The sequence below is a fragment of the Azospirillum formosense genome (assembly GCF_040500525.1).
GTDB classification, from domain to species: domain Bacteria; phylum Pseudomonadota; class Alphaproteobacteria; order Azospirillales; family Azospirillaceae; genus Azospirillum; species Azospirillum formosense_A.
In genome coordinates this window covers 698,526-719,989 of record NZ_CP159403.1, presented here as the reverse complement: position 1 = coordinate 719,989, position 21,464 = coordinate 698,526, and the positions used below count along the sequence as shown (strand labels likewise).

Annotated in this window: 24 protein-coding genes; 9 read left to right on the top strand and 15 right to left on the bottom strand. The window is 69.2% G+C overall.

The annotated features are described in order from the left end of the window. Positions 1-13 precede the first annotated feature (13 nt). Positions 14-778: a class I SAM-dependent methyltransferase gene (locus tag ABVN73_RS16440; protein WP_353860692.1), complete on the bottom strand. Its 765-nt coding sequence runs from the start codon at positions 776-778 to the stop codon at positions 14-16. A 112-nt stretch (positions 779-890) separates the two neighbouring features. Here ABVN73_RS16440 and ABVN73_RS16435 point away from each other — a divergent pair, with 112 nt between their 5' ends. Next, a complete protein-coding gene (locus tag ABVN73_RS16435) occupies positions 891-1,688 on the top strand; it encodes a helix-turn-helix transcriptional regulator (RefSeq protein WP_353860691.1) in 798 nt (265 codons plus the stop codon). A 29-nt stretch (positions 1,689-1,717) separates the two neighbouring features. Beyond that, entirely contained in the window at positions 1,718-2,674 is a 957-nt protein-coding gene (locus ABVN73_RS16430; protein WP_353860690.1) for a DMT family transporter, read from the top strand. On the opposite strand, the gene hutU is transcribed toward ABVN73_RS16430, so the two are convergent. From hutU to hutI, 4 genes are read right to left on the bottom strand one after another with little or no spacing between them, the layout of a single operon-like run. Further along, on the bottom strand, positions 2,652-4,340 hold the full coding sequence (gene hutU / locus ABVN73_RS16425; protein ID WP_353860689.1) for a urocanate hydratase: 1,689 nt from the start codon (positions 4,338-4,340) through the stop codon (positions 2,652-2,654). The genes ABVN73_RS16430 and hutU overlap by 23 nt on opposite strands. Positions 4,341-4,383: 43 nt before the next feature. Then, positions 4,384-4,812, bottom strand: a complete 429-nt coding sequence (locus tag ABVN73_RS16420; RefSeq protein WP_353860688.1) for a type II toxin-antitoxin system VapC family toxin — start codon at positions 4,810-4,812, stop codon at positions 4,384-4,386. Continuing rightward, complete coding sequence (locus ABVN73_RS16415) at positions 4,809-5,045, bottom strand: Arc family DNA-binding protein (protein ID WP_353860687.1); 237 nt, start codon at positions 5,043-5,045, stop codon at positions 4,809-4,811. The genes ABVN73_RS16420 and ABVN73_RS16415 overlap by 4 nt, the downstream gene beginning before the upstream one ends. 38 nt (positions 5,046-5,083) lie before the next feature. Beyond that, the gene (hutI, locus tag ABVN73_RS16410) at positions 5,084-6,298 is read right to left on the bottom strand and encodes an imidazolonepropionase (RefSeq protein ID WP_353860816.1); all 1,215 of its coding nucleotides are present in this window, start codon (positions 6,296-6,298) and stop codon (positions 5,084-5,086) included. A gap of 48 nt (positions 6,299-6,346) precedes the next feature. On the opposite strand from hutI, the gene ABVN73_RS16405 reads away from it, so the two are divergent. Both ABVN73_RS16405 and ABVN73_RS16400 read left to right on the top strand, forming a co-directional pair. After that, positions 6,347-7,222, top strand: a complete 876-nt coding sequence (locus tag ABVN73_RS16405) for a ChbG/HpnK family deacetylase (protein WP_353860686.1) — start codon at positions 6,347-6,349, stop codon at positions 7,220-7,222. A gap of 188 nt (positions 7,223-7,410) precedes the next feature. Then, positions 7,411-8,211, top strand: a complete 801-nt coding sequence (locus tag ABVN73_RS16400) for a class I SAM-dependent methyltransferase (RefSeq protein WP_353860685.1) — start codon at positions 7,411-7,413, stop codon at positions 8,209-8,211. On the opposite strand, the gene ABVN73_RS16395 is transcribed toward ABVN73_RS16400, so the two are convergent. From ABVN73_RS16395 to ABVN73_RS16380, 4 genes are all read right to left on the bottom strand, one after another. Continuing rightward, positions 8,175-8,603 (bottom strand): GtrA family protein, encoded by a 429-nt coding sequence (locus ABVN73_RS16395; RefSeq protein ID WP_353860684.1) that lies wholly within the window; start codon positions 8,601-8,603, stop codon positions 8,175-8,177. The two genes, ABVN73_RS16400 and ABVN73_RS16395, sit on opposite strands and share 37 nt — an antisense overlap. Then, positions 8,600-10,237, bottom strand: coding sequence for an AMP-binding protein (locus tag ABVN73_RS16390; protein ID WP_353860683.1), 1,638 nt, complete (start codon positions 10,235-10,237; stop codon positions 8,600-8,602). The genes ABVN73_RS16395 and ABVN73_RS16390 overlap by 4 nt, the downstream gene beginning before the upstream one ends. After that, positions 10,234-10,767: a MarR family transcriptional regulator gene (locus ABVN73_RS16385; RefSeq protein ID WP_353860682.1), complete on the bottom strand. Its 534-nt coding sequence runs from the start codon at positions 10,765-10,767 to the stop codon at positions 10,234-10,236. Before ABVN73_RS16385 ends, ABVN73_RS16390 begins: the two co-directional genes overlap by 4 nt. A 174-nt stretch (positions 10,768-10,941) precedes the next feature. Further along, positions 10,942-11,505, bottom strand: a complete 564-nt coding sequence (locus tag ABVN73_RS16380; protein WP_353860681.1) for a hypothetical protein — start codon at positions 11,503-11,505, stop codon at positions 10,942-10,944. 578 nt (positions 11,506-12,083) lie between these two features. Between ABVN73_RS16380 and ABVN73_RS16375 the strand changes: the two genes are divergently transcribed. After that, positions 12,084-12,878: a response regulator gene (locus ABVN73_RS16375; protein WP_353860680.1), complete on the top strand. Its 795-nt coding sequence runs from the start codon at positions 12,084-12,086 to the stop codon at positions 12,876-12,878. Between the two features lie 60 nt (positions 12,879-12,938). Here ABVN73_RS16375 and purU read toward each other — a convergent pair whose 3' ends face one another. Beyond that, positions 12,939-13,805, bottom strand: coding sequence for a formyltetrahydrofolate deformylase (gene purU / locus ABVN73_RS16370; protein ID WP_109069349.1), 867 nt, complete (start codon positions 13,803-13,805; stop codon positions 12,939-12,941). A gap of 175 nt (positions 13,806-13,980) precedes the next feature. On the opposite strand from purU, the gene ABVN73_RS16365 reads away from it, so the two are divergent. Next, complete coding sequence (locus tag ABVN73_RS16365; protein ID WP_353860679.1) at positions 13,981-14,361, top strand: hypothetical protein; 381 nt, start codon at positions 13,981-13,983, stop codon at positions 14,359-14,361. Positions 14,362-14,402: 41 nt separating this feature from the next. Here the strand turns inward: ABVN73_RS16365 and ABVN73_RS16360 are convergent, their stop codons facing one another. The 4 genes from ABVN73_RS16360 to ABVN73_RS16345 form a co-directional block, all read right to left on the bottom strand. Beyond that, positions 14,403-14,924 (bottom strand): hypothetical protein, encoded by a 522-nt coding sequence (locus ABVN73_RS16360; protein ID WP_353860678.1) that lies wholly within the window; start codon positions 14,922-14,924, stop codon positions 14,403-14,405. Continuing rightward, positions 14,921-15,532 carry a hypothetical protein gene (locus ABVN73_RS16355; protein WP_353860677.1) on the bottom strand — a complete coding sequence of 204 codons (612 nt, stop codon included), beginning with the start codon at positions 15,530-15,532 and terminating at the stop codon, positions 14,921-14,923. Before ABVN73_RS16355 ends, ABVN73_RS16360 begins: the two co-directional genes overlap by 4 nt. Then, positions 15,519-16,262, bottom strand: a complete 744-nt coding sequence (locus tag ABVN73_RS16350; RefSeq protein ID WP_353860676.1) for a MotA/TolQ/ExbB proton channel family protein — start codon at positions 16,260-16,262, stop codon at positions 15,519-15,521. Before ABVN73_RS16350 ends, ABVN73_RS16355 begins: the two co-directional genes overlap by 14 nt. 429 nt (positions 16,263-16,691) lie before the next feature. Continuing rightward, on the bottom strand, positions 16,692-16,844 hold the full coding sequence (locus ABVN73_RS16345; protein ID WP_158282581.1) for a hypothetical protein: 153 nt from the start codon (positions 16,842-16,844) through the stop codon (positions 16,692-16,694). Between the two features lie 307 nt (positions 16,845-17,151). On the opposite strand from ABVN73_RS16345, the gene ABVN73_RS16340 reads away from it, so the two are divergent. From ABVN73_RS16340 to ABVN73_RS16330, 3 genes are all read left to right on the top strand, one after another. Further along, positions 17,152-17,949 carry an N-acetylmuramoyl-L-alanine amidase gene (locus ABVN73_RS16340; RefSeq protein ID WP_353860675.1) on the top strand — a complete coding sequence of 266 codons (798 nt, stop codon included), beginning with the start codon at positions 17,152-17,154 and terminating at the stop codon, positions 17,947-17,949. A gap of 165 nt (positions 17,950-18,114) precedes the next feature. Further along, positions 18,115-18,699 carry a BON domain-containing protein gene (locus ABVN73_RS16335; protein ID WP_035679005.1) on the top strand — a complete coding sequence of 195 codons (585 nt, stop codon included), beginning with the start codon at positions 18,115-18,117 and terminating at the stop codon, positions 18,697-18,699. Between the two features lie 23 nt (positions 18,700-18,722). Then, positions 18,723-20,105, top strand: coding sequence for a hypothetical protein (locus tag ABVN73_RS16330; protein ID WP_353860674.1), 1,383 nt, complete (start codon positions 18,723-18,725; stop codon positions 20,103-20,105). 18 nt (positions 20,106-20,123) lie between these two features. Here the strand turns inward: ABVN73_RS16330 and ABVN73_RS16325 are convergent, their stop codons facing one another. Then, positions 20,124-21,317, bottom strand: a complete 1,194-nt coding sequence (locus ABVN73_RS16325) for a tetratricopeptide repeat protein (protein ID WP_353860673.1) — start codon at positions 21,315-21,317, stop codon at positions 20,124-20,126. Between the last annotated feature and the right edge of the window lie 147 nt (positions 21,318-21,464).

The window sequence follows — 21,464 nt, the reverse complement described above, 5'->3', positions numbered from 1 at the left end:
CCTTTTCTTGTGGTCAGCAAGCCTCCGCTTCGATGGTCAGGCTGTCCAGGAGAAAGCTGCCGTCCTCCAGGATGTCGAAGTGCCGGCGCACCTCGTCGGAGGCGAGGTCCTGCAGGGCGCGGATGGCCTGGGCGCGCAGGTCGGGAGTGGAGGTGCGGGCGGTCCAGACGGCGAACTCCATGCGCAGGCGGCGCGGCGTCAGGCCGGTCACCGCGAAGCCGGCGCGGGACAGGGCGGCCATCCATTCCGCGGCGCTGTAGTTGCGGACGTGCGAGGTGTCGCGCAGCAGCTCCACGGCCTGGAGATGGGTGTCCAGCAGCGGATGGCCCGGCGACACGATGTCCACAAAGACCGCCCAACCGCCCGGAGCCAGCACCCGCCGCGCCTCGCGCAGGCCGGCCTCGGCGTTCAGCCAGTGATGGGCGCTGAAGCGGCTCAGCACCACGTCGAAATGGCCGTCCGGGAAGGGCAGACGCTCGGCGGGGGCCTGGGTGGTGGTGATGTTGGTCAGGCCGCGCTCCGCCGCGTTGCGGGCCACCGCCTCCAGCATCGGGGCGGTGACGTCCACCGCCACCACCTCGGCGGCGTGCGGCGCGGCGCGGTAGGCGACATGGCCGCCGCCGCAGCCGAGATCCAGCACGCGGGCGGCCTTCTTCCCGCGCAGCGCGTCCTCGATCTGGTCCAGGTCGGCGCCGGAGGCGTGGACGGCGCTGGTCACATAGGCGTCGGCGCGCTGGCCGTATTGGGCGGCGACGACGCCGTGGTGGCTGTTGGTCATGGTGGCGATTCCCGTTCGTGTTTGTTGGGGCGAATTCGTCGTGGGACCCAGCATCGGGCGTTTGGCAAACCGGTACAAGGCAAGCGCTTATCCTGGTATAAGCGCTGCCACCATGAGTTCCGACGACGACGCGCGGCACCGGCTGGGCGCCTTCCTGCGCGCCCACCGCGAGCGGCTGACCCCGGCCGAGGCCGGCATCCCGCAGGCCGGCTCCGCCCGCCGCCGCACGCCCGGCCTGCGGCGCGAGGAGGCCGCCCAGCTCTGCGGCCTCAGCCCGACCTGGTACACCTGGCTGGAACAGGGGCGCGAGGTCTCCGTCTCTCCGCAGGCGCTGGGGCGCATCGCCGGGGCGCTGCGGCTGACCGCGGCGGAGCGCGCCTATCTGTTCGAGCTGTCGCGAAAGCGCGATCCCGACGCCGACGCGACGAACGGCCCGCACCAGCCCCCGGCCCCGCTGCTGGCGGCACTGGAGGCGGTGACGGCGCCGGCCTACCTGCTCGACCGCGTCTGGACCGCCGTCGGCTGGAACGCCGCGGCGGCGCATCTCTTTTCCGGCTGGCTGGGCGGGACCGAGCAGAACCTGCTGCGCTACGTCTTCCTCGACCCGAGCGCGCGGGGCTTCATCGCGGATTGGGAGGACCGCGCCCGCCGGCTGCTCGCCGAGTTCCGCGCCGACACCGCCCGCCGCGCCGGGGATGCGGAGGTGACCGCCCTGGTTGACGGCCTGCGCGCCGACTCCCCCCGTTTCGCCCGGCTGTGGGAGGATCAGGGCGTTCTGGAGCGGGAAGGCGGCACCCGCGGCTTCACCCATCCCCAGGACGGGACGCTGGTCTACGAACAAGTGACGTTGTGCCCCGCCGGACGATCCGACTACAAGCTGGTGATGCTGCTGGGGCCGCAGGCTCCGTAAGACGCCCACCGACTTTTCCCGGACGCCCCATGGACCGCCAGCCGCGCAACGCCACCCAGCGCAATGCTGCCTTCACCGCCTACAGCCTGTATCTGCTCTCCTCGGCCTTCTTCGCCTCCAACGTGGTGATCGGGCGGGCCGCGGCCGCCATCGTGCCGCCGGTCGGGCTGGCCTTCTGGCGCTGGGTTCTGGCCTTCCTGATGATCCTGCCGTTGGCGCTGCCCGGCCTGATCCAGCACCGCCACACCCTGCGCGCCTCGTGGAAGCGCTTCCTTCTGCTGGGCGCGCTGGCCCAGGGTGTGTGCGGCGCCGTCGTTTACATGGGGCTGGAGCGGACCAGCGCGACCAACGCCGCGCTGATCTACGCCACCAGCCCGGTCATCATCCTGATGATCGCCGCCCTGTGGCTGCGTGAAAAGGTGACGCCGCGACAGGCCGCGGGAATCGCCGTCGCCATGGCCGGCGTGCTGGTCATCCTGACCCGGGGCGACGCGCAGGCGCTGCTGCATCTGTCCTTCAACGCCGGCGACCTGCTGATCCTCGTGGGGTCGGCGGCCTGGGCGGTCTACACGGTGCTGCTGCGCCAGACCCGCGGCTCGCTGCCGGTGGTGACGGTGTTCGCGGCGAACGCTCTGGCCGGTGTCGTCGTGCTCGCCCCCTTCTACGCGTGGGAGTCGCTGGCCCTGCGCCCCGTGCCGCTGAGCCTGGACGCCGCCGTCCGCATCGCCGGGGTGGCGCTGTTCGCCTCCGTCCTCGCCTTCCTGACCTACCAGAAGACGATCAATCTGATGGGACCGGCGCGGGCCGGCACCTCGCTCTACGTCATGCCGCTGTGGGCGGCGGTTGCCGCCTGGGCGCTGCTGGACGAACAGTTGCAGATGTTCCACCTGCTCGGCGTCCTGCTGGTGCTGCCGGGGGTGGCGCTGGCGACCCTGCCGCCGCGCGCCGCCCCCGCCAAGCCCATCAGCCGATCATCGGAAGCGTGAGCCCCTGCTCCTTCGCGCAGTCCTTCGCGATGTCGTAGCCGGCGTCGGCGTGGCGCATCACGCCGGTGCCGGGATCGTTGGTCAGCACCCGCTCCAGCCGCTTGGCCGCGGCGTCCGTCCCGTCGGCCACGATGACCATGCCGGAGTGCTGGCTGAACCCCATGCCGACACCGCCGCCATGGTGCAGCGACACCCAGGTCGCCCCCGAGGCGCAGTTCAACAGCGCGTTCAGCAGCGGCCAGTCGGACACCGCGTCGGAGCCGTCGATCATCCCCTCCGTCTCGCGGTTCGGGCTGGCGACGGAGCCGCTGTCCAGATGGTCGCGCCCGATGACGATGGGAGCCTTCAGCTCGCCCTTCGCCACCATCTCGTTGAAGGCGAGGCCAAGCCGCGCCCGGTCGCCCAGCCCAACCCAGCAGATGCGCGCCGGCAGGCCCTGGAAGCGGATGCGCTCGCGCGCCATGTCCAGCCAGTTGTGCAGGTGCGGGTTGTCGGGGATCAGCTCCTTCACCTTGGCGTCGGTGCGGTAGATGTCCTCGGGATCGCCGGACAGGGCGGCCCAGCGGAAGGGGCCGATGCCCCGGCAGAACAGCGGACGGATGTAGGCGGGCACGAAACCGGGGAAGGCGAAGGCGTCGGCCACCCCCTCGTCCTTGGCGACCTGCCGGATGTTGTTGCCGTAGTCCAGCGTCGGCACGCCCATGGCGTGGAAGTCCAGCATGGCGCGAACATGGGCCGCCATCGAAGCCTTGGCCGCCGCGACCACCGCCGCCGGGTCGCTGCGGCGCTTCGTCTCGGCCTCCTCCATCGTCCAGCCGGCGGGCAGATAGCCGTTCAGCGGGTCGTGGGCGCTGGTCTGGTCGGTCACCGCGTCGGGGCGGAAGCGCGGGTCGGCCTTGGCGCGGCGCACCAGTTCCGGGAACACCTCCGCCGCGTTGCCAAGCAGACCGACCGACACCGCCTTGCCGGCGGCCTTGGCCTCCCACAGGATCGCCATCGCCTCGTCGAGGCTGGTGGCCGAGCGGTCGAGATATTTGGTTTCCAGCCGCCGCTCGATGCTGCGGGCGGAACATTCCACGGCCAGCATGGACGCCCCGGCCATGGTCGCGGCCAGGGGCTGCGCGCCGCCCATGCCGCCCAGCCCGCCGGTCAGGATCCAGCGCCCCTTCAGGTCGCCGCCGTAATGCCGCCGCCCGACCTCGACGAAGGTTTCGTAGGTGCCTTGCACGATGCCCTGGCTGCCGATGTAGATCCAGGACCCGGCGGTCATCTGGCCGTACATCATCAGGCCCTTGGCATCCAGTTCCCGGAAATGGTCCCAGGTCGCCCAGTGCGGCACGAGGTTGGAGTTGGCGATCAGCACGCGCGGCGCGTCGGCGTGGGTGCGGAAAACGCCGACCGGCTTGCCCGACTGGACCAGCAGCGTCTCGTCCTCCTTCAGGGTCTTCAGCGACGCCACGATGGCGTCGAAGCAGTCCCAGTTCCGCGCCGCCCGCCCGATGCCGCCATAGACCACCAGCTCGTCCGGGTTCTCCGCGACGTCGGGGTCGAGGTTGTTCATCAGCATGCGCAGCGGCGCCTCGGTCAGCCAGGACCTGGCGGACAGTTCCGTGCCGTGCGGCGCCCGGATGACGCGGCGGTTGGCCGGCGGCTTGGTGTCGGACATGTGACTCGTCCCTCTCGAATTCTGCTTGATGCGTTTGTTGTTTTCAGACGTGCAGCGTGCCGTCGCCCAGGAGGACGGTCAACGCCTCCCATGGGGTGGAGCGGGTGTGGGCGTGCAGACGCTTGTCCAGCGTGACGAGCGGTGCGCCTCGCAATTCGGCGAGCGCCAGATAAGCGCAGTCATACACGGGGTGATCCAATTGACGGGCGATGCGAAGCGCCTGTGACCATACGACGGTCGGCGGAACCAGTTCGGTCAACGCGCGGGGAATGCGCTCCACGATGCCTTCGGCCTGCTCCGCCTGGATGCCGCCGCGTCGCGCGATCTTCCAGACGGCGTTGGCAACTTCGATCAGAATGAAGTCCGGAGCGATCAAGGGCCGTGATGACAGAAGGAGGGCTTCCGCCGTTTCCGCCATCGGGTCCTCGACACCCCACAGCACCGCGACACTGGCATCCACCACCAGAGTCATCGTTCGCGCCCCTCGCGAATCACGGCCGCGATATCGATGGATGCACCGGGTGGCGTCAACGCGCGGATTCGTCGAAACTCCTCGACCAGAGCCCTGCGGTCGGAAGGTGGCGCCGCCGTCGCTTCCTCGACAATCCTGCCAATTTCCTCTTCGACGGATCGACCGGCGATGCTGGCCCGCATCTTCAGGCGGTCGAGCACATCCTCCTCGATCCTGAGCGTGATCTCCCCCATCGCCGGGTCACCTCCGTCCGCATTGCTCCGATGATACCTTACCCCTGGAGCGATTTCACCAGCCGCCCGCCCCGCACCACCGCGGCGCACGGGTTGGCGCCCAGCCAGTAGCACAGCTCCGCCGGGTCGCCGACGTCCCACACCGCCAGATCGGCGGCCTTGCCGGGCTCCAGCGTGCCGTGGGTGGCGGCCATGCCCAGCGCCTGGGCGGCGTTGCGGGTGACTCCGGCCAGCGCCTCCTGAGGGGTCAGGCGGAACAGGGTGCAGGCCATGTTCAGCATCAGCAGGAGCGACACGGCCGGCGAGGTGCCGGGGTTGCAGTCGGTGGACACCGCCATCGGCACGCCATGGCGCCGGAACAGCTCGATGGGCGGCAGCTTGGTTTCGCGAAGCAGATAGAAGGCGCCGGGCAGCAGCACCGCCACCGTCCCCGCCGCGGCCATCGCCAGCGCGCCCTCCTCGCCGGTGTGCTCCACATGGTCGGCGGACAGCGCGCTGTAGCGGGCGGCCAGCGCCGCCCCGCCGCCGTCCGAGAGCTGGTCGGCGTGCAGCTTCACCGGCAGGCCGAGCCGCCGCGCGGTGTCGAACACGCGGGCCGTCTGCTCCGGCGAGAAGGCGATCCGTTCGCAGAAGGCGTCCACCGCGTCCAGCAGCCCCTCGGCCGCCAGGGTGGGCAGGATCTCGTCGCAGACCAGCGCGATGTAATCGTCCGCCCGCCCCGCGAACTCCGGCGGCAGGGCATGGGCGGCCAGCCCGGTCGTCCGCACCGTGACGGGGAAGCGCTCGCCCAGAGCCCGCGCCGCGCGCAGCATCCGCCGCTCCGTGGCGAGGTCGAGGCCGTAGCCGGACTTCACCTCCACCACCGTCACGCCCTCGGCCAGCAGCCGTTGCAGGCGGACGGCGGCGCTCGCGATCAGCCTGTCCTCATCCGAGGCGCGGGTCGCGGCGACGGTCGAGGCGATGCCGCCCCCGGCCCGGGCGATCTCCTCATAGGTGGCGCCCTCCAGCCGCATCTCGAACTCGCGGGCGCGGTTGCCGCCGAAGACCAGATGGGTGTGGCAGTCGATCAGCCCCGGCGTGACCCAGCGTCCGCCCAGGTCATGCTCCTCGGCGGCCCGCCCGGCGGGCCGGTCCTTGGCGGCGCCGATCCAGGCGATCCGTCCGTCCTTCACGGCGATCGCCGCGTCCCGAACCGCTCCCATCGGCGCCATGGTGGCCGCATGACCGTTGAACCACAGGCTGTCCCACTCCATCATCCCCTCCCCGGCTTTGCGCCGCCATCATTCCCACCTTACATCGCCATGCCCGACACCGACACCACCCCAGCCCCGCGTTCCGCGCATCCGGTCCTGCTCTGCGCCGATGACTACGGCCTGTCACCGGGCGTCAACGAGGCCATCCGCGACCTCATCGCCGCCGGGCGGCTGACGGCGACCTCGGCCATGACGCTGTGCCCCTTCTGGGCGGAAGGGGCCGCGCCGTTGAAGGAGCTGGCCGACAAGGCCGACGTCGGGCTGCATTTCACCCTGACCGACCAGCCGCCGCTGGGTTCCCTGCCCCGGCTGGCGCCGGGCGGAAAGCTGCCGCCGCTGGGGCGGCTGATGAAACTGGCCTACACGGGCGGGCTCGACCCCAAGGAGATCCGGGACGAACTGGCCCGGCAGATCGACGCCTTCACCGCGGCCTGGGGCGGTGCGCCGGCCTACATCGACGGCCACCAGCACGTCCACCAACTCCCCACCGTGCGCGACGCGGTCGCCGATGCCCTGGCCGCCCTGCCCGGCGCCTACGTCCGCCTGTGCGGGGAGCCGGTGGCCGCCGTCCTGCGCCGCGGCGTGGCGGTGCCGAAGACGCTGCTGATCGGCGGACTCGGCGGCGGGCTGGCGCGGCTGGCGCGGGTGCGCGGCATTCCCGCCAACGACCGTTTCGCCGGTGTGTACGACTTCTCCGGACGCCAGCCCTTCCCCGATCTGATGGCGCGCTTTCTCGACCGCCCCGCCGGGCGGCTGCTGGTGATGGTCCATCCCGGCATCCCGGACGAGGCTCTGCGCCGCGCCGACCCGCTGGTGGAGCAACGCAAGGTCGAGCACGCCTATCTGAAGAGCCCGGCCTTCGCCGCCCTGCTCGCCGAGAAGAACATCCGGCTCGCCCGCTTCGCCGGGTTCCCGGCGCCCTGACCCCGCTCCGTCCTTCCCTGGTCCGTCCTCCACTGGCGGCATAGTCCCCGCCGGTCATTCTTGACCGTTCCGATTGTTCACACCTACCATGATTACGACACGGTCGGATCGAGGGGGCTCTTCCCGGCGAAGAGACGAACAACACAATCCCCTCGGCAAGAAACGACCCACAAAAGGGGAAGCGGGATATGCACGACAATGGGACGTCGTCCGGGCCACCGGGCGGCCAGGGGTCCAGCGGCTGGGTCGATTTCTGGAACCGGCCCAACGCCATCTACGCGAATCAGCGCAATCTGGAAGCGCATTTCGCTTGCCTGCAGAGCGACCTCGACGCCCATCTTCCGGAGGGGGGGACCGTCCTGGATTTCGGCTGCGGCGACGCTTTGGCGGCGGAAGCCATGGCCAAGCGCTGCCGGAACGTCTGGCTATACGACGCCGCCCCCGCGGTGCGCCATCGCCTGCGCGAGCGGTTATCCGGCCATCCGGGAATCCGGATCCTCGACGACGACGACCTCGCCACCCTGCCGACGGGGAGCGTCGACTTGGTGCTGGCCGTCTCCGTGCTGCAATACATCCCGCGCGAGGATCTGGAAGGCGTCCTTCACCGCTGGCGCCACCTGATCGGGACGCGGGGGCGCATCCTGATCGCCGATGTGGTGGAGCCCGACACGCCGATGCTGCGCGACATCGCCAGCCAGCTCAGCATGGCGCGCCGGCACGGCTTCCTGATGGCGGCGCTGATGGGGCTGGGACGCATGGCGCTGTCCGATTACCGGCGCATCCGGCGCGAGGCCGGCTTTTCCACCTACACGCCGGCGGAATTGCAGGAGCGACTGTCCGCCGCCGGGCTGCAAGGCGATCGTCTGGCGAAGAACATCGGCCCGACGCCGCACCGCCACTCCTTCGTCGCCCGCCGTCATGGCGAGCCGACAAGCACTCAGGCGGCGGGCACTCAGGCGGCGGGCGATCCGGCCTTGAAGGTCCAGTAGCGGTTCGCAGCGAAGCTCCACAGCATCACCAGCGCCGTGGCGGTGAGCTGGGCCAGCAGGTAATGCAGGCCCAGCCGCTGCGCCAGGGCCCACATGATGGCGCTGTTCACGCACAGCCCCACCGCGGCGACGGCCACGAACTTCGCGGCGGTGGGCAGATGCTCCTGCTCGCTGCGGAAGACATGGCCGTAATTCAGCAGATAGCTGATGACGCCGCCGACGAGGAAGCCCGCCGCCGAGGCCAGGACCGGCGGGGCCGCCGTCAGCTCCGACAGCGCGATCAGAACGCCGTAATGGCCGACCGCCGCGGCGCAGCCGACCACCACGAAGAGGACGAACTGCACCAGCGGTGCGTGCGCCGCCCGGTCCCCGGTGAATCGTTCCCCGGTCAATCCTCGTTCTCGACCCATTCCCTCTGCCGCAGCTTGTAGCGCTGGATCTTGCCCGTTTCCGTCCGCGGCAACTGCTCCAGGAACTCCACCGCGCGGGGGTACTTGTAGGGGGCGATCCGGTCCTTGACGTAGCATTGCAGCCGTTCCGCCAGATCGTCGCTGGGCCGCACGCCGTCGCGGGTGACGATGAAGGCCTTGGGGATGGAGCCGCGCAGCGGATCGGGGGCCGCGATCACCGCGCATTCCTCGACCGCCTCGTGGCCGAGCAGGACGTCCTCCACCTCCAGCCCGGAAATCTTGTAGCCGGCAGAGACGATCAGGTCGTCGGTCCGCGCGTGATACCAGAAATAGCCGTCCTCATCCATGCGGAAGGCGTCGCCGGTCAGGTTCCAGCCGCCCTGCACGTAGTTCTCCTGGCGCGGGTCGTCCAGATAGATGCAGCCGGTCGGGCCGCGCACGGCCAGCCGCCCGATCTGGCCGGGGGGCAGCGGGGTCAGGCTGTCGTCGACCACGCGGGCCTCGTACCCCGGAACCACCATCCCGGTGGCGCCGGGCCGGACGGCGCCGGGCGGCGAATGCAGGACGGCGTTCAGCATCTCCGTGGTGCCGAAGCTGTCCAAAATCTCCATCCCCGTCACCGCCTGCCAGCCCTCCAGCGTGGTGGCGGGCAGCGGTTCACCCGCCGAGACGCAGGCGCGCAGCGTGCGCAGCCCCTCGGCCAGGACCGGGTCCTCCTCGATCCGCGCGGTCATGGCGCGGTAGACGGTCGGCACGGTGAACATCACCGTCGCCTTGTGCTTCGCGGTCACCTCAAGCAGCCGCTCCGGCGTCGCCCGGTCCAGCAGCACCACCGACGCCCCCACCCGCAGCGGGAACAGCAGCATCCCTCCCTGCCCATAGGCGAAGGCGAGCGACGGCGTCCCGCAGAACACGTCGTCGCCGCCGGTCTTCAGCAGCGATTGCGGAGACAGGTCGGCCACCGCCAGAAGGTCCCGGTGGAAATGGGCGGTCGCCTTGGGCTTGCCCGTGGTGCCGGAGGTGAAGGCGATCAGCGCCACGTCGTCGGCGGCGGTGTCCACCGCGGCGAAGCCGGTATCGGTCTTCTCCAGCCGCCCTTCGAGGTCGCCGCCGTTGAAGGTCACGACGGGCATGCTCCCGTCCATCGCCTGCGCCGCCGCGTTCAAATCCTTGGCGAAGCGCGCGTCGCACAGCGCCAGCGAGACGGCGGCGCGTTCAAGGATGCTTTCCAGCTCCGCCGCGCGCAGCAGCGGCATGGTCGGCACCACCACCGCGCCGGCCTTCAGCACCGCCAGCCAGCAGGCGGCGAGCATCGGCGTGTTGGTCCCGCGCACCAGCACCCGGTTGCCCGGAACGATGCCGAACCGCTCGGCCAGAAGGCGCGCGATGCGGTCCACGGTGTCGCGGAAGCGGCCGTAGCTCCACACGTCGCCGTTGCCGATGACGCAGGGGCGCTCGTCCCAGCCGCGCTCCCGCCAGACATCCAGCAGGGCCGCGGCGGCGTTCAGGCGTTCGGGATAGGTGAGTTCGGGCCGGTCATAGAAAAAGTCGGGCATCTGCTCCGGCGGCGGCAGCCGGTCGCGCGTGAAACTGTCGATATGACCGGACCGAATCATGCCCTCACGCCTCCACCACGCACCGTTTTCTTCAGCTTCCCCAACAACCCCATCAGCTGGACCACGTCGCCGTGGGGCATTCCCGCCGTCAGCTCGGCCAGCCAGCGGCGTTGCGCCGCCGCGATGGCCTGCGCCAGGGCGCTGCCTTCGGGGGTGATCCGGACGAACTGCATGCGGCGGTCGTTCGACGCCGCGGCGCGCGTGACCAGCCCGTCCTTGGCCAGCCGTTCTACAATGCCGGTGACGTTGCCGTTGGTGACCATCATGCGCTTCGACAACTCGCCCATGGTCAGCCCCTCCGGCTGGCGGTCGAGCAGGCACAGCAGGTCGAAACGCGGCTGGGTGGTGCTGAACTCGTCGCGCAAACGGCTGCGCAACCGGGCGCCGATCAGAACGGCGCACGCCGAAAGACGCAACCAGAGGCGCATCTCCGGGGAGGCGGCGAGGTCAGCCGCAGCCTCCACATCGACCGACACGTCCCCCTGCGCCTCGGCCGATGCGTCGGCCGCTGCGATGGCGGGTCCCTTCACGGTCTGTCTCCACTCCCGATGGGAGGCATCCGCCGCAGCGCCGCCTCTTCTTCGTTCGAAGGCTTACTGTAGTTGGACGCTCGGCCTTTGAGCCATGCAAGGAAGGAATGCTTGGTGCACAAGCAATAATCATCTGCGCAGAGATCGGGCGCCTCCGCCGTGACCCCGAGGCGGTTACTCGGCGCTCAGATACAGGTCGATCTCGCCCTGCTCCATGACGTGGGCGGTGCCGTGGATGATGCCGTTGGCGACCTGGATGATTCGATGGATCATCGCGACCGAGGTCTGGCAGTCCAGCCGCAGCTTGTCGCTCGCCCCGTCCTGAATGTCGACGGACACGCGCTCCAGCGTGTGGCGGACCACCTGATGCGCCTGGGCGATGGTGTCCTCGAAGGGCCGCTTGAACTTGGCCGGGACGTGGCCGTACGCCTCGATGGCGAGATCCCGGTCCGAGAAGCCGCTGTCGCGGAAATGCTCCGGGTAGCTCTTGGGCTGCCAGATCAGGCATTCCTCCACCATGTCCGGCATGTCCGGAATCATCTCGATCAGCATCACGATTTCGTTGAAGTGATTGAGATAATCGGTCGCCAGCAGGGTCTTGTCGGAAATGTTGGTGCCAACCACACGCTGCCGCCACGCGTGGAAATCCGCCAGTTCGTCCGGCGCAATGCCTTCGGTCACCGACGGCTCGGTATCGGGCGGGTGAGAGTCCGATGGGTCGAAGTCTGGTTCGGTCATTCGCGACTCTGGCATGCGCGGCCCTGGCATACACGGTTCGACAGGAACGGGTCGGGCGAGGCGGCGCCGGACGGTTTCGACGCCGTTCCGTCACCGGTGCGTGACGCCGGGGACAGTCAGTAATATCGCACTAATCCCTGTGCAAGCCCACGGGCGTGCTTTTTTTGGTGCTGCGCAAAAAAAACGCCGCCGGCGCGTCCCCGGTGGGACAGGCGCTGCGGCGGCAGTGACTGGCGGTTCAGGGAGGAATCACACCATTGGCAGTCCCAACACCCTCCCCGTGCCGATTGTTCCGTCACCGCGCGCATGCGGCGGACCGCCGGGCGGTAAAACGACCGGAAGGAGCCGGCGCCCAAGCGGACGAAGTATGACCTCGCCCGTCCGGCGACCGGATTTAATCCGATCAAGCTATCCCGAATAACCCTTTCGTCTTCACTCCCGATACGGCGCGAACTGCGCCATATGAACTTAACTTTGTAAGGGATCGGACGGGAACATTCGGCACGGTCCGGGAAACACGGCAGGCAAGCCAGCGCACCTCGGCGGTCCGCACTGGCTGGAGGTACGGGGAAAAAGTCATGGATCAGAACACCCGCCACCTGATGGAACATCTGCCTTATCTGCGGCGCTACGCGCGGGCCTTGACGGGAACGTCGACGCAGGGGGATGCCCTGGTGACGCGCACATTGGAATGGTACCTGGACGGGCCGGGCGGAGCGGCGGCCGCGGACCCGTCGCGCGGATCGCTCTATCGCTACCTGAACCAGTTGCAGGACAGCTCCGGTGCCCGGGCCGGCGCTCCCGGCGCCCATCCGGTCGAGGTGGCGCTGCACAGCCTGGATGAGATGGACCGGCGCCTCTACCTGCTGGTCAACCTGGAGGATCTGCCGGTCGCCGACGCCGCCACCGTTCTGGGCATCGCCCCGGAAGACGCGGTGGAACGGTTGAATTTTGCGCGCGAGCGGGTGCGCTCGAGGCTCACGGCGACGATCCTGATCGTCGAGGACGACGCCATCATCGCCTTCGACCTGGCGGAAACGGTGCGCGGCATGGGCCACACCGTCTGCGGCAACGCCGCCACCATGGACGAGGCGCTGACGCTGGCCTCCCGCCATGCGCCGACGCTGGCGCTGATGGACATCCGACTGGCGGAAGGCGACAACGGGATCGAGGTGGCGCGGGAACTCCGCCGCCAGCGCTTCCTGCCGGTGATCTTCGTCACCGCCTTCCCCAACGAGCTGGCCAAGCAGGGGCTGGAGCATCTGGGCCCGGTGATTCCCAAGCCCTTCACCCGCGAACAGATCGAGCAGGCGATCACCCGCGCCGTCTTCACCCCCCACCCCGAGGAAGCCTCGCTCGCCATGAAGCACTGAGCGTCCGCCGGGGGAAGGCAAGCCGGTCCTGCGTGAAGACCGCCTTGCCTGGGGTTCGCCCTACTTGAACACGACGGTGCGCCCGCCGTTCAGCAGGACGCGGTGTTCGACGTGGTAACGGACCGCCCGAGCCAGCACGATGTTTTCGATGTCACGCCCGATGGCCACCAGGTCGTCGGGCGTCATCGTATGGTCGACGCGCTCGGCCTCCTGTTCGATGATCGGCCCCTCGTCGAGGTTCGAGGTGACGTAGTGGGCGGTGGCGCCGATCAGTTTCACGCCGCGGGCATGCGCCTGATGGTACGGCTTGGCGCCCTTGAAGCTGGGCAGGAAGGAATGGTGGATGTTGATGACCCGCCCGGCCATCCGCTCGCACAGGGCCGGGGACAGCACCTGCATGTAACGGGCGAGCACGACCAGATCGACCTTCTCCTGCTCCGCGATCTCCAACAGACGGGCCTCCTGCTGGGCCTTGCTGTCGTTGGACACCGGCAGGTAGTGGAAGGGAATGTTGTGCCACGCCGCGAGCTGGTAGAAGTCGCGGTGGTTGGACACGATGGCGGGGATTTCGATCGGCAGATAGCCGGTGCGGTAGCGGTACAGCAGATCGTTCAGGCAATGCCCGAACTTCGAGACCATGATCAGCACCCGCTGGCGCCGCCCGGCGTCGTGCAGCTTCCAGGTCATGCCGAAGCGCTCGGCCACCTGCTCGGCGAAGGCCGCCTGGAGCTCCGCCTGCGACGGCCCCGACGGCTCGGCGGAAAAGTGGATGCGCAAAAAGAACAGATTGGTCCCGCGGTCGCCGAACTGCGCGCTGTCGATGATGTTGCACGACCGTTCGGCCAGGAATCCCGACACGGCGTAGACAATGCCCACGGCATCGGGGCACGAGACGGTGAGGATGTATTCAGAAGCGGTGCCGGACATGCGCGCCTACCGTTGCGACCTGGAATCAAGGGCGGATTCCCTAGCATGATCGTCCGCGGGATGCATCGTGCAATGTCGGAATACCGGAACGCCCTTCCGGCAGCATTTGGTAACGATTCCCATGCGACAATGCACCGTTTCGGCATCGGGCCGAACCTGGAGGCGAGCCATGGGCATGGGCGGGAAGATCATCGGCGAATACGCCAAGGGCAAGGTTGACAAGCTGCTGACGCCGGAAGCGGCGGAAAACACGTCGCGGCACCGGATCATGCACTTCCTGGAGAACATGGAAGCGGCGGTGCTGGAGGCGAACTGCGAGGTGATGGGACGGGAGCTTCCCAACCTCAACCAGACGTCCTTCCTGCGCATGGCCGTCCGGGTGGCGGAGCTGCGGGCCGACTATCTGCGCGCCGGTCTGAAGGTGGCGGATCACCGCCACCCCGATGCCGCCGCCATCGAAGAGCTGGCCCGCGTCCGCCGCGCCTACGAGGAGATGCAGGCGGTCTTCGAAGCGGCGGAGCGGGTGATCGAGCGGGGCTACGTGAAGCTGGGGTGAGGCCCCCGCCCCAGCGTCATGACCCGGCCGCGTCCGGCGCGTCAGGCGTCCATGCCGGGGTGGCGGTAGACCATCGGGCCCGGTCCGCCCTCCTCGCCATTTTTCTCGGGAAGCTGGGGCTGCGGCAGGGCGTGAAATTTGGGCTTGTCGGGATCCAGCGTCTTCTCGAACGGCAGCGTCATCGCCATGCCGGAGCGGTTCCTCTCGGCCTCGCGCATCGCCTGCTGGAGCTGCTCGGCCAGCTTCCGGTCCCAGGCCAGCTTGTAGTAGCGCGGCTCGGCCCCGCCCTCCAGCTGGAGCCACAGATAAATCCCCTGCCCCTCCTTGATCTGGGCGCCCAGGATGGTGGCCTGGGCGGTGGCGCTTTGCGCCCATTCCATGCGGACCGGCTTCGGCTTGCTCAGCAGGTCGGCCATGCCGGCGTAGGCGACGGGCATGAAGCCGATGGAGACGGCGACCGCCGACACCTTCACCCACAGCCGGCGCGGCGCCCAGACGGCGATGGTGGCGAGCGTGGCGGCCAGGGCGACCGCGGCGACCTGGAAGTCGAGCAGTTGGGTCATGATTTCCTCCCGCTGCGCAGGGGCTTGTAGAGGCTGTGCACGCTGTCGCCGACCAGCTCTCCGGACTCCGTCAGCTTGAAGCGGAACACGGTCAGCTCCTGCCCCTCCCGGTCGAGCTGGACGGTGGTGGCGAGGAGTTGGCGCGCGTTGTCGCCGTCCGGCCGCTTGGCGCTGACCACCACGGTGACCGGCACCGGGAAGACCATCGCCTTGTTCCGGTAGAGATGCAGGTTCACCGCATACTCGCCGGGCGGGATGCCGCGGCTGTAGCTGGCCTCGTAGTTCAGCTTCGTCGGGTCGGCGTTGCGGCCGAGATCGTCGCGCAGCAGATTGAAGATCACGCCGGACTTGTTGGAGTAGCCGACCGGCACGTCGCCCGGCGCCTCCACCCACAGGTCCACGTCGGCGTCCAGATCGTCGGGCCAGCGGGCCTCGATCATGACGTTGCCGGGCGCGGCGACGCCCGCCGTGTCGGCCTGCTTGGCCTCCGGCCGGATGTGGGGAAGAAGCAGGATGACCACCGCCACGAAGCCGCAGAGCGCCAGCGTGATGACGTCGCGAAAGACGGTGCCGGCGTCGTCCTCCTCAAACTGGTCAAGGGCCTGCATGGCGCTCTCCCACGGCGACGATCTCGGTGATCAGGTTCACCGTGGCGCCGGACAGCAGGCCGATGTTGATGTTCAGCCAGATGTTCAGAACGCCGCCGACCAGCGTGGTGTAGAGCGCGACGGCCATGCCCTCGATCAGCTTCGACACCATCGGGCCGATGGCGGCGACGTCGCCGGCCTTCTCCGGGTCCACCCCCGACAGGGCCATGATGAAGCCGATGACCGTGCCGATCAGGCCGAGGATCACCAGGGTCGACGAGACCTGCCGCACCGTGCCGATGCGTGCCGACAGCTTGAATTTCAGGGACGAGGCGGCGATCGACCGTGCCCCGGAATCCCGCCCCCGGACCTCCGCGAGGTAGCGCGCGGCGCGCGACGGAACGGAAGGGTCGAACTCCTTGGCGCGGTTCAGTTCGCGGCTGGTGCGCAGGATGCGTTGGGCCGACAGCCCCAGCCCGGCCACGAAGACCAGGAAGATCAGCAGGCACAGATGCGTGCTGTCGGTGGCGATGATGGGATCGATCAGCCCTTCCGCCCAGGCGGCGGCGAGAAGGGTGAAACCGGCGGCGTTGACGACCGCGAAGCGCAGAAGCAGCAGGTAGCGTTGCGACACCAGCGACAGGCCGGCGGTCAACTGGCCGGTGCGGCGGCGGCGCACGGTGGGCACGAGGGAATGAACGGGGACGTTCTGGGCGTCATCGGCCATGGCGTCCGAAACAGCGTCCGACATCGGGCAGCCCTCCATCCAGGGAGCAGGGAGCGTTCGGACCGACCCTCCGCAACCGGCGTGCCAGCGGTGCGTCACCGGTCCCGCCCAATCCCGCAGCCCACCGCTTCGGCCCGTTCATGTGCTTGGACGGATGGGATAAATTGCCCTTGTGACAAAAAGGCTAATCCCAAAGTCTGCCCACCGCCCCTGAACTCTCCATTTCTTTGGATCGATGGGTTCCACGATTTCGAGCGGAGCGATGATTAATTTATGCTCAAAGCCCAGAACGCGCCTTCCACACTGCTCATGAAATAAGCAAAATTATGTTGCAGTGCAGCATTCCAATGGGACGCCGCCACAGGCGCCGGAACACGCGCGCGAATACAGAAAACCCCTTCCCCGCCATTGCGGGGAAGGGGTTCGTGGACGGAACCGTTCGTATTCGCTCAATCAAACGTCGCGGTAATGCTCAAGTTCGCGTCGAAGGTCGGTGACCTCGCGCTGCAGCGCAACCACCCGGCCGACGTCGGGAGCCGTGCGGCGCTCCTCCTTCTCAAGCTCGTCTTCGACCTCGCGCTGCTCCTGCCGGATGATGTTGAACAAGGCTTTCCTCAACATCGCCACCTCCCGAGCTTATTTCTAAAATTTTAGCGCTTTCGGCCATCATCATCAAGGAATTCTTGGGAAGAGTCGAATCTTCATAGGGTGGCGACGGCCTCCATGACGGCGTGGCCGCGACAATTGGCGGAGCTAACCCGGCCGACCTTGACAACCCTTTTGCGCGTCCCCATTGGTTAACGCTCACACCTTGGGCTCAACCTCAGGCCTCTCCGGGCCGGACGCCGCCTTTCCGATCGCGCTCAGGACTTTTGGTTTCGGCGGCCCCAACTCCTTGCGGAATCAGGGGCGAATGGAACGCAGACGTCTTCTCCAGCTGGCGCTGACCGTCCCCCTCGCCGGGGCCGGCGCCTTGCTGCTCCCGCACGCCGCGGGCGCCCAGACCAAGGCCCGCCCGGCGGCGCGCCCGCGCATGGTGGTGCTCGATCCCGGCCACGGCGGCATTGACCCGGGGGCCATCGGCTCCCGCGGCACCCGGGAAAAGGACGTCACCCTGCACATCGCGCAGGAGGTCGGGCGCCTCCTGTCGCGGCAGCACAGGCTGGGGGTGACGCTGACCCGCGACGGCGACCGTTTCCTGGCGCTGGGCGAGCGGGTGGAGGCGGCGCGCGCGGCGCGCGCCGACCTGTTCGTGTCCATCCACGCCGACAGCGCGCCCAACCGCGAGGCGCGGGGCCTCTCCGCCTACACCCTGTCCGAGAAGAGCTCCGACTCCTTCGCGGCGGCGCTGGCGCACAAGGAGAACGCGGTGGACCGGCTGGGCGGCGTCGACGTCAAGGACGCCAAGAAGGCCGTGAAGGAGATCCTGCTGGACCTGACGGCGCGCCACACCAAGCACGCGGCGCTGGTGGCCCGGCACGCGATCGTGAAGGGGGCGGGGAAGGACATGCTGCTGCTGGACAACCCGATGCGTTCGGCCAACTTCGCGGTGCTCAAGGCGCCGGACGTTCCGTCCGTCCTTCTGGAAACCGGCTTCCTGTCGAATCCGAAGGATGAGGCGATCCTGCGCGACCCCAAGGCGCGGCAAAGGATCGCCCGCGTTCTCGCGCGCGAAATCGCCGGGCTGGTGACGCGCGCGCCCTTCGCCTAGCCCGGACTCCTTCGCGCTCGCAGCGAGTGAAACATTCGTGCATCACCCCGGGACAAATCCACGATGAAGCCTGACATCCCCAAGATTCCCCATTGCCAACGCACCTGCGGCATGACTTTTTCCGCCCGCCCGTTCTTGCGGCGGGCCGGGGATCGGAGGCAGAGCGTGTCGGGGTTTGGCCGCCTTTGGGCGCTGGTCGGGATGGCCGCTGTGGCGGGCCTTGCGTCTGGCTGCGCGCCCGTCGTGCTGGGCGCCGCCGGTGGCACCGCCGTCGTCGCGGCCAGCGAGCACCGCGGGCTGTCCGGCTTCGCCTCGGACACCGAGATCAAGGCCCGCATCAACCATCTGTGGTTCCAGCACTCGCTTGAGATGCACAGCCGCATCGGGCTGACGGTCGACCAGGGGCGCGTGCTGCTGACCGGCCGCGCCACCGACGCCCAGATGCGCCTCGACGCCGTGCGCCTGTGCTGGCAGGTGGAGGGCGTCAAGGAAGTCATCAACGAGATCCAGGTGGACACCGACTCGGGCATCATGGACAGCGCCCGCGACACCTGGATCACCACCCAGCTGCGCACGAAGCTCACCTTCGATTCGCAAATTCATAGCCAGAATTTCAGCATCGATACCGTCAACGGCGTCGTCTATCTCATGGGTCTGGCCACCCACCAGGGCGAGCTCGACCGCGTGATCGAGCACGCCCGCACGCTGCCGAACGTCCAGCGTGTCGTCAACTACGCCCGCGTCCTCTAGCGCACCAGGGTCTCCGCACCGCCATGGCCATCCTGCCCGCCCTCGCCCGCCGTCTTGCCGCCTCCGCCGCCATGAGCCTGCTCGTGGCGCTGGCGGCGTTCACCGTGGCGGCGGGGGGCGCCGGCACCCCGGCGGCGGCGCAGCAGCCGCAGCCCGACCAGGGGCCGGCCAACCGCCTGTTCGTCCAGGCGATGCAGATGATCCGGCAGGCGGACAACACCTATGACATCGCCGAGGAGAGCCGCTTCCTGAAGGAGGCGGACCGCCTGCTCAACGAGATCGTCGTCAAGTATCCGGACAGCGCGCTGGCGGTTCAGCTCGTCACCAACCAGTTCGTCGGCGACTTCGACTTCTTCGAATTCCGCTCGCGCATCCGCTCGCTGGTGTGCAACGAGCCGATGACCTCGCTGTGCTTCCTGCACCGGGTGGCGGAGATGCTGCCCCCGGTGGAGACGCCGATCACCGCCGCCCGCTGGGACTGGCTGTCGCTGGCCGTCGCCTACAACACCATCGGCGACACCGCGCGGGCCAAGGAGATCATCGCCCCCTTCGTCAGCGCGGTGCGCCGCGGGGCGGCGTCCGACGGGGCCGGCCAGGACCTGTTCGTCGCCCGCGCGCTCGCCCTGATGGGACAGAACCAGCTCGCGCTCGACATCACCCGGCAGATCCCGGAATGCTCGACCCGCATCTACAACCTCGCCGACATCGCCAAGGCGGCGGCGTGGCGCGGCGACATGGCGCTGGCCGGCCAGCTCGCCGAGGAGGCCAAGGCCTACGCCACCGCCCGCAACTGCAGCTGGGAGCTGGGTCTGGTCGCCCAGACGCTGCTGCGCGCCGGCAAGGAGGGGGCCGCCCGCACCCTGTTCCTCAACACGGTGGAGACGCAGTTCTCCAAGTTCCGCGAGACCAAGACCGACTGCTGCCCGCCGGAGCTGGCCGTCGCCGCGGCGGAGCTGGGCGACACCAATCTGGCGCTGGGCCTGCTGCGCACCGTGCAGGACGAGAATCCCTGGACGATCCCGGCGGTGCTGGGCCGCATCGCGCGGCGCTCCGACGCCTCGGTGGCGCTGTCCTACGCCGAGCAGGTGCAGGACCTCGACATCCGGGGCGAGGCCCTGGCCGAGCTGATCGAGGCGGCCCTGAAGCGAGGCGACCCGACCAGCGCCAACGAACTGATGAAGCGGCTGACCCGTCTGGTGGACGATTCCGCCGGCCGCCGCCCCGGCCTGCTCGCCCAGAAGGCCAAGGCGGAGAAGGTGATGTACGGCGACGACCGCTGGCGCAAGAGCTTCCAGGGATCGCTCAACGCCGCGGACCGGGCGAGCAACTTCGTCCGCCGCGACATCGGCGCCCCGCTGCTCGCCGCCCTGGTGCGGATCGAGACCGGCCTGCCGATGCTCGACTGATGCCGGCTTGCGGCCCGGTCAGGGCCGTGCCGCCAGCACCACCAGACCGGCCACCGGCTCGCCGCTCTCGTGGCGCAGCGTGTCCGGGGCGAGGCGCAGGACCGACAGACCGGCGGCGGCCAGCCTGTCCCGAACATGGCTCTCCGTGTGGGCGTAACGGCCGTGCGGACCGACCCGCCAGGGCACCCCGCCCTCCCCGAGCCGCTCCACCGTGAAGGCCAGCCGCCCGCCCGGACGCAGCGCCACGGCGGCCCGCGCCAGCACCCCGTCCAGCGCGCCGAAGTAGCACAGCACGTCGGCGGCCGCGATCAGGTCGAACGCGTCGGGGCGGGCCTCCAGGAAGGCGCCGAGTTCCGCCTCCTCCAGCGCGTCGTAGAGGCCGCGGGCGGCGGCACGCTCCAGCATGCCCGGAGAGAGGTCCACCCCGACCAGGCGCCGCGCCGGGCCGCGCAGAAAGGGACCACACAGGCCGGTGCCGCAGCCGGCGTCCAGCACGTCCAAAGTTCCGTCCGGCGCAATCCTGGCGTCGGCCAGCGCCTCGGCGAGCAGCGACGGGGCGCGGTAGCCCAGCTCGCCGAGCAGCTTGTCGTCGAACTCCCCGGCGAACAGGTCGAACACCTGCCGAACATAGGCGTCGGACGCCCGCTCGCCGGCGTCCAGACCGGCGACGGCGGCGCCGATGTGGCGGGCCACCGGATGGCCGGGATGGTCGCGCAGCCACAGCCGGGCGAACCGCGCCGCCTCCTCGTGCCGCCCCTCCTCGTGAAGCAGGTAGAGGGCGCCGGACAGGTTGTCGTGCGCCTCGTCCCAATCGGGTCGCACCGCCAGGGCGCGGCGGTAGGCGGTGGCGGAGTCGGTCAGCCGGTCGCCGTCGCGCAGCAGGTTGGCGAGGTTGTTGAACGCCTCGGCATAGGCCGGTTCCTCGACCAGCGCCCGGCGGAAATGCCGCTCCGCCGGCGCCGGGTCGCCCGCCGCCTTGAGGGCCGAAGCGAGGTTGTAATGGACCAGCGGGTGGTCGAGGCCGCAGGCCAGCGCCTCGCGGTAGGCGGCCACGGCCTCTTCGGCACGCCCCAGGGCGCGCAGCACGTTGCCGAGGTTGTTGTGCGCCTCCGCAAAGCGCGGGTTCAGCCCGAGCGTGCGACGGTAGGCGGCCTCCGCCTCCGCGGCCAGCCCGTCCGCCGCCAGGGCGTTGGCCTGCGCATAGAGGCGCATGGCCTGAGAGGCCAGTCCGCCGAGCTTCCCCGCGCCACGGGCGAGCAAACCCGTACGCGGCGACGGGGAACGGGGCGGATCGCTCGGCTCGGACACGGAACGGCTCCTGATGGGGGCTTGGGCTAACAGCATCTTTACCGGGAACGG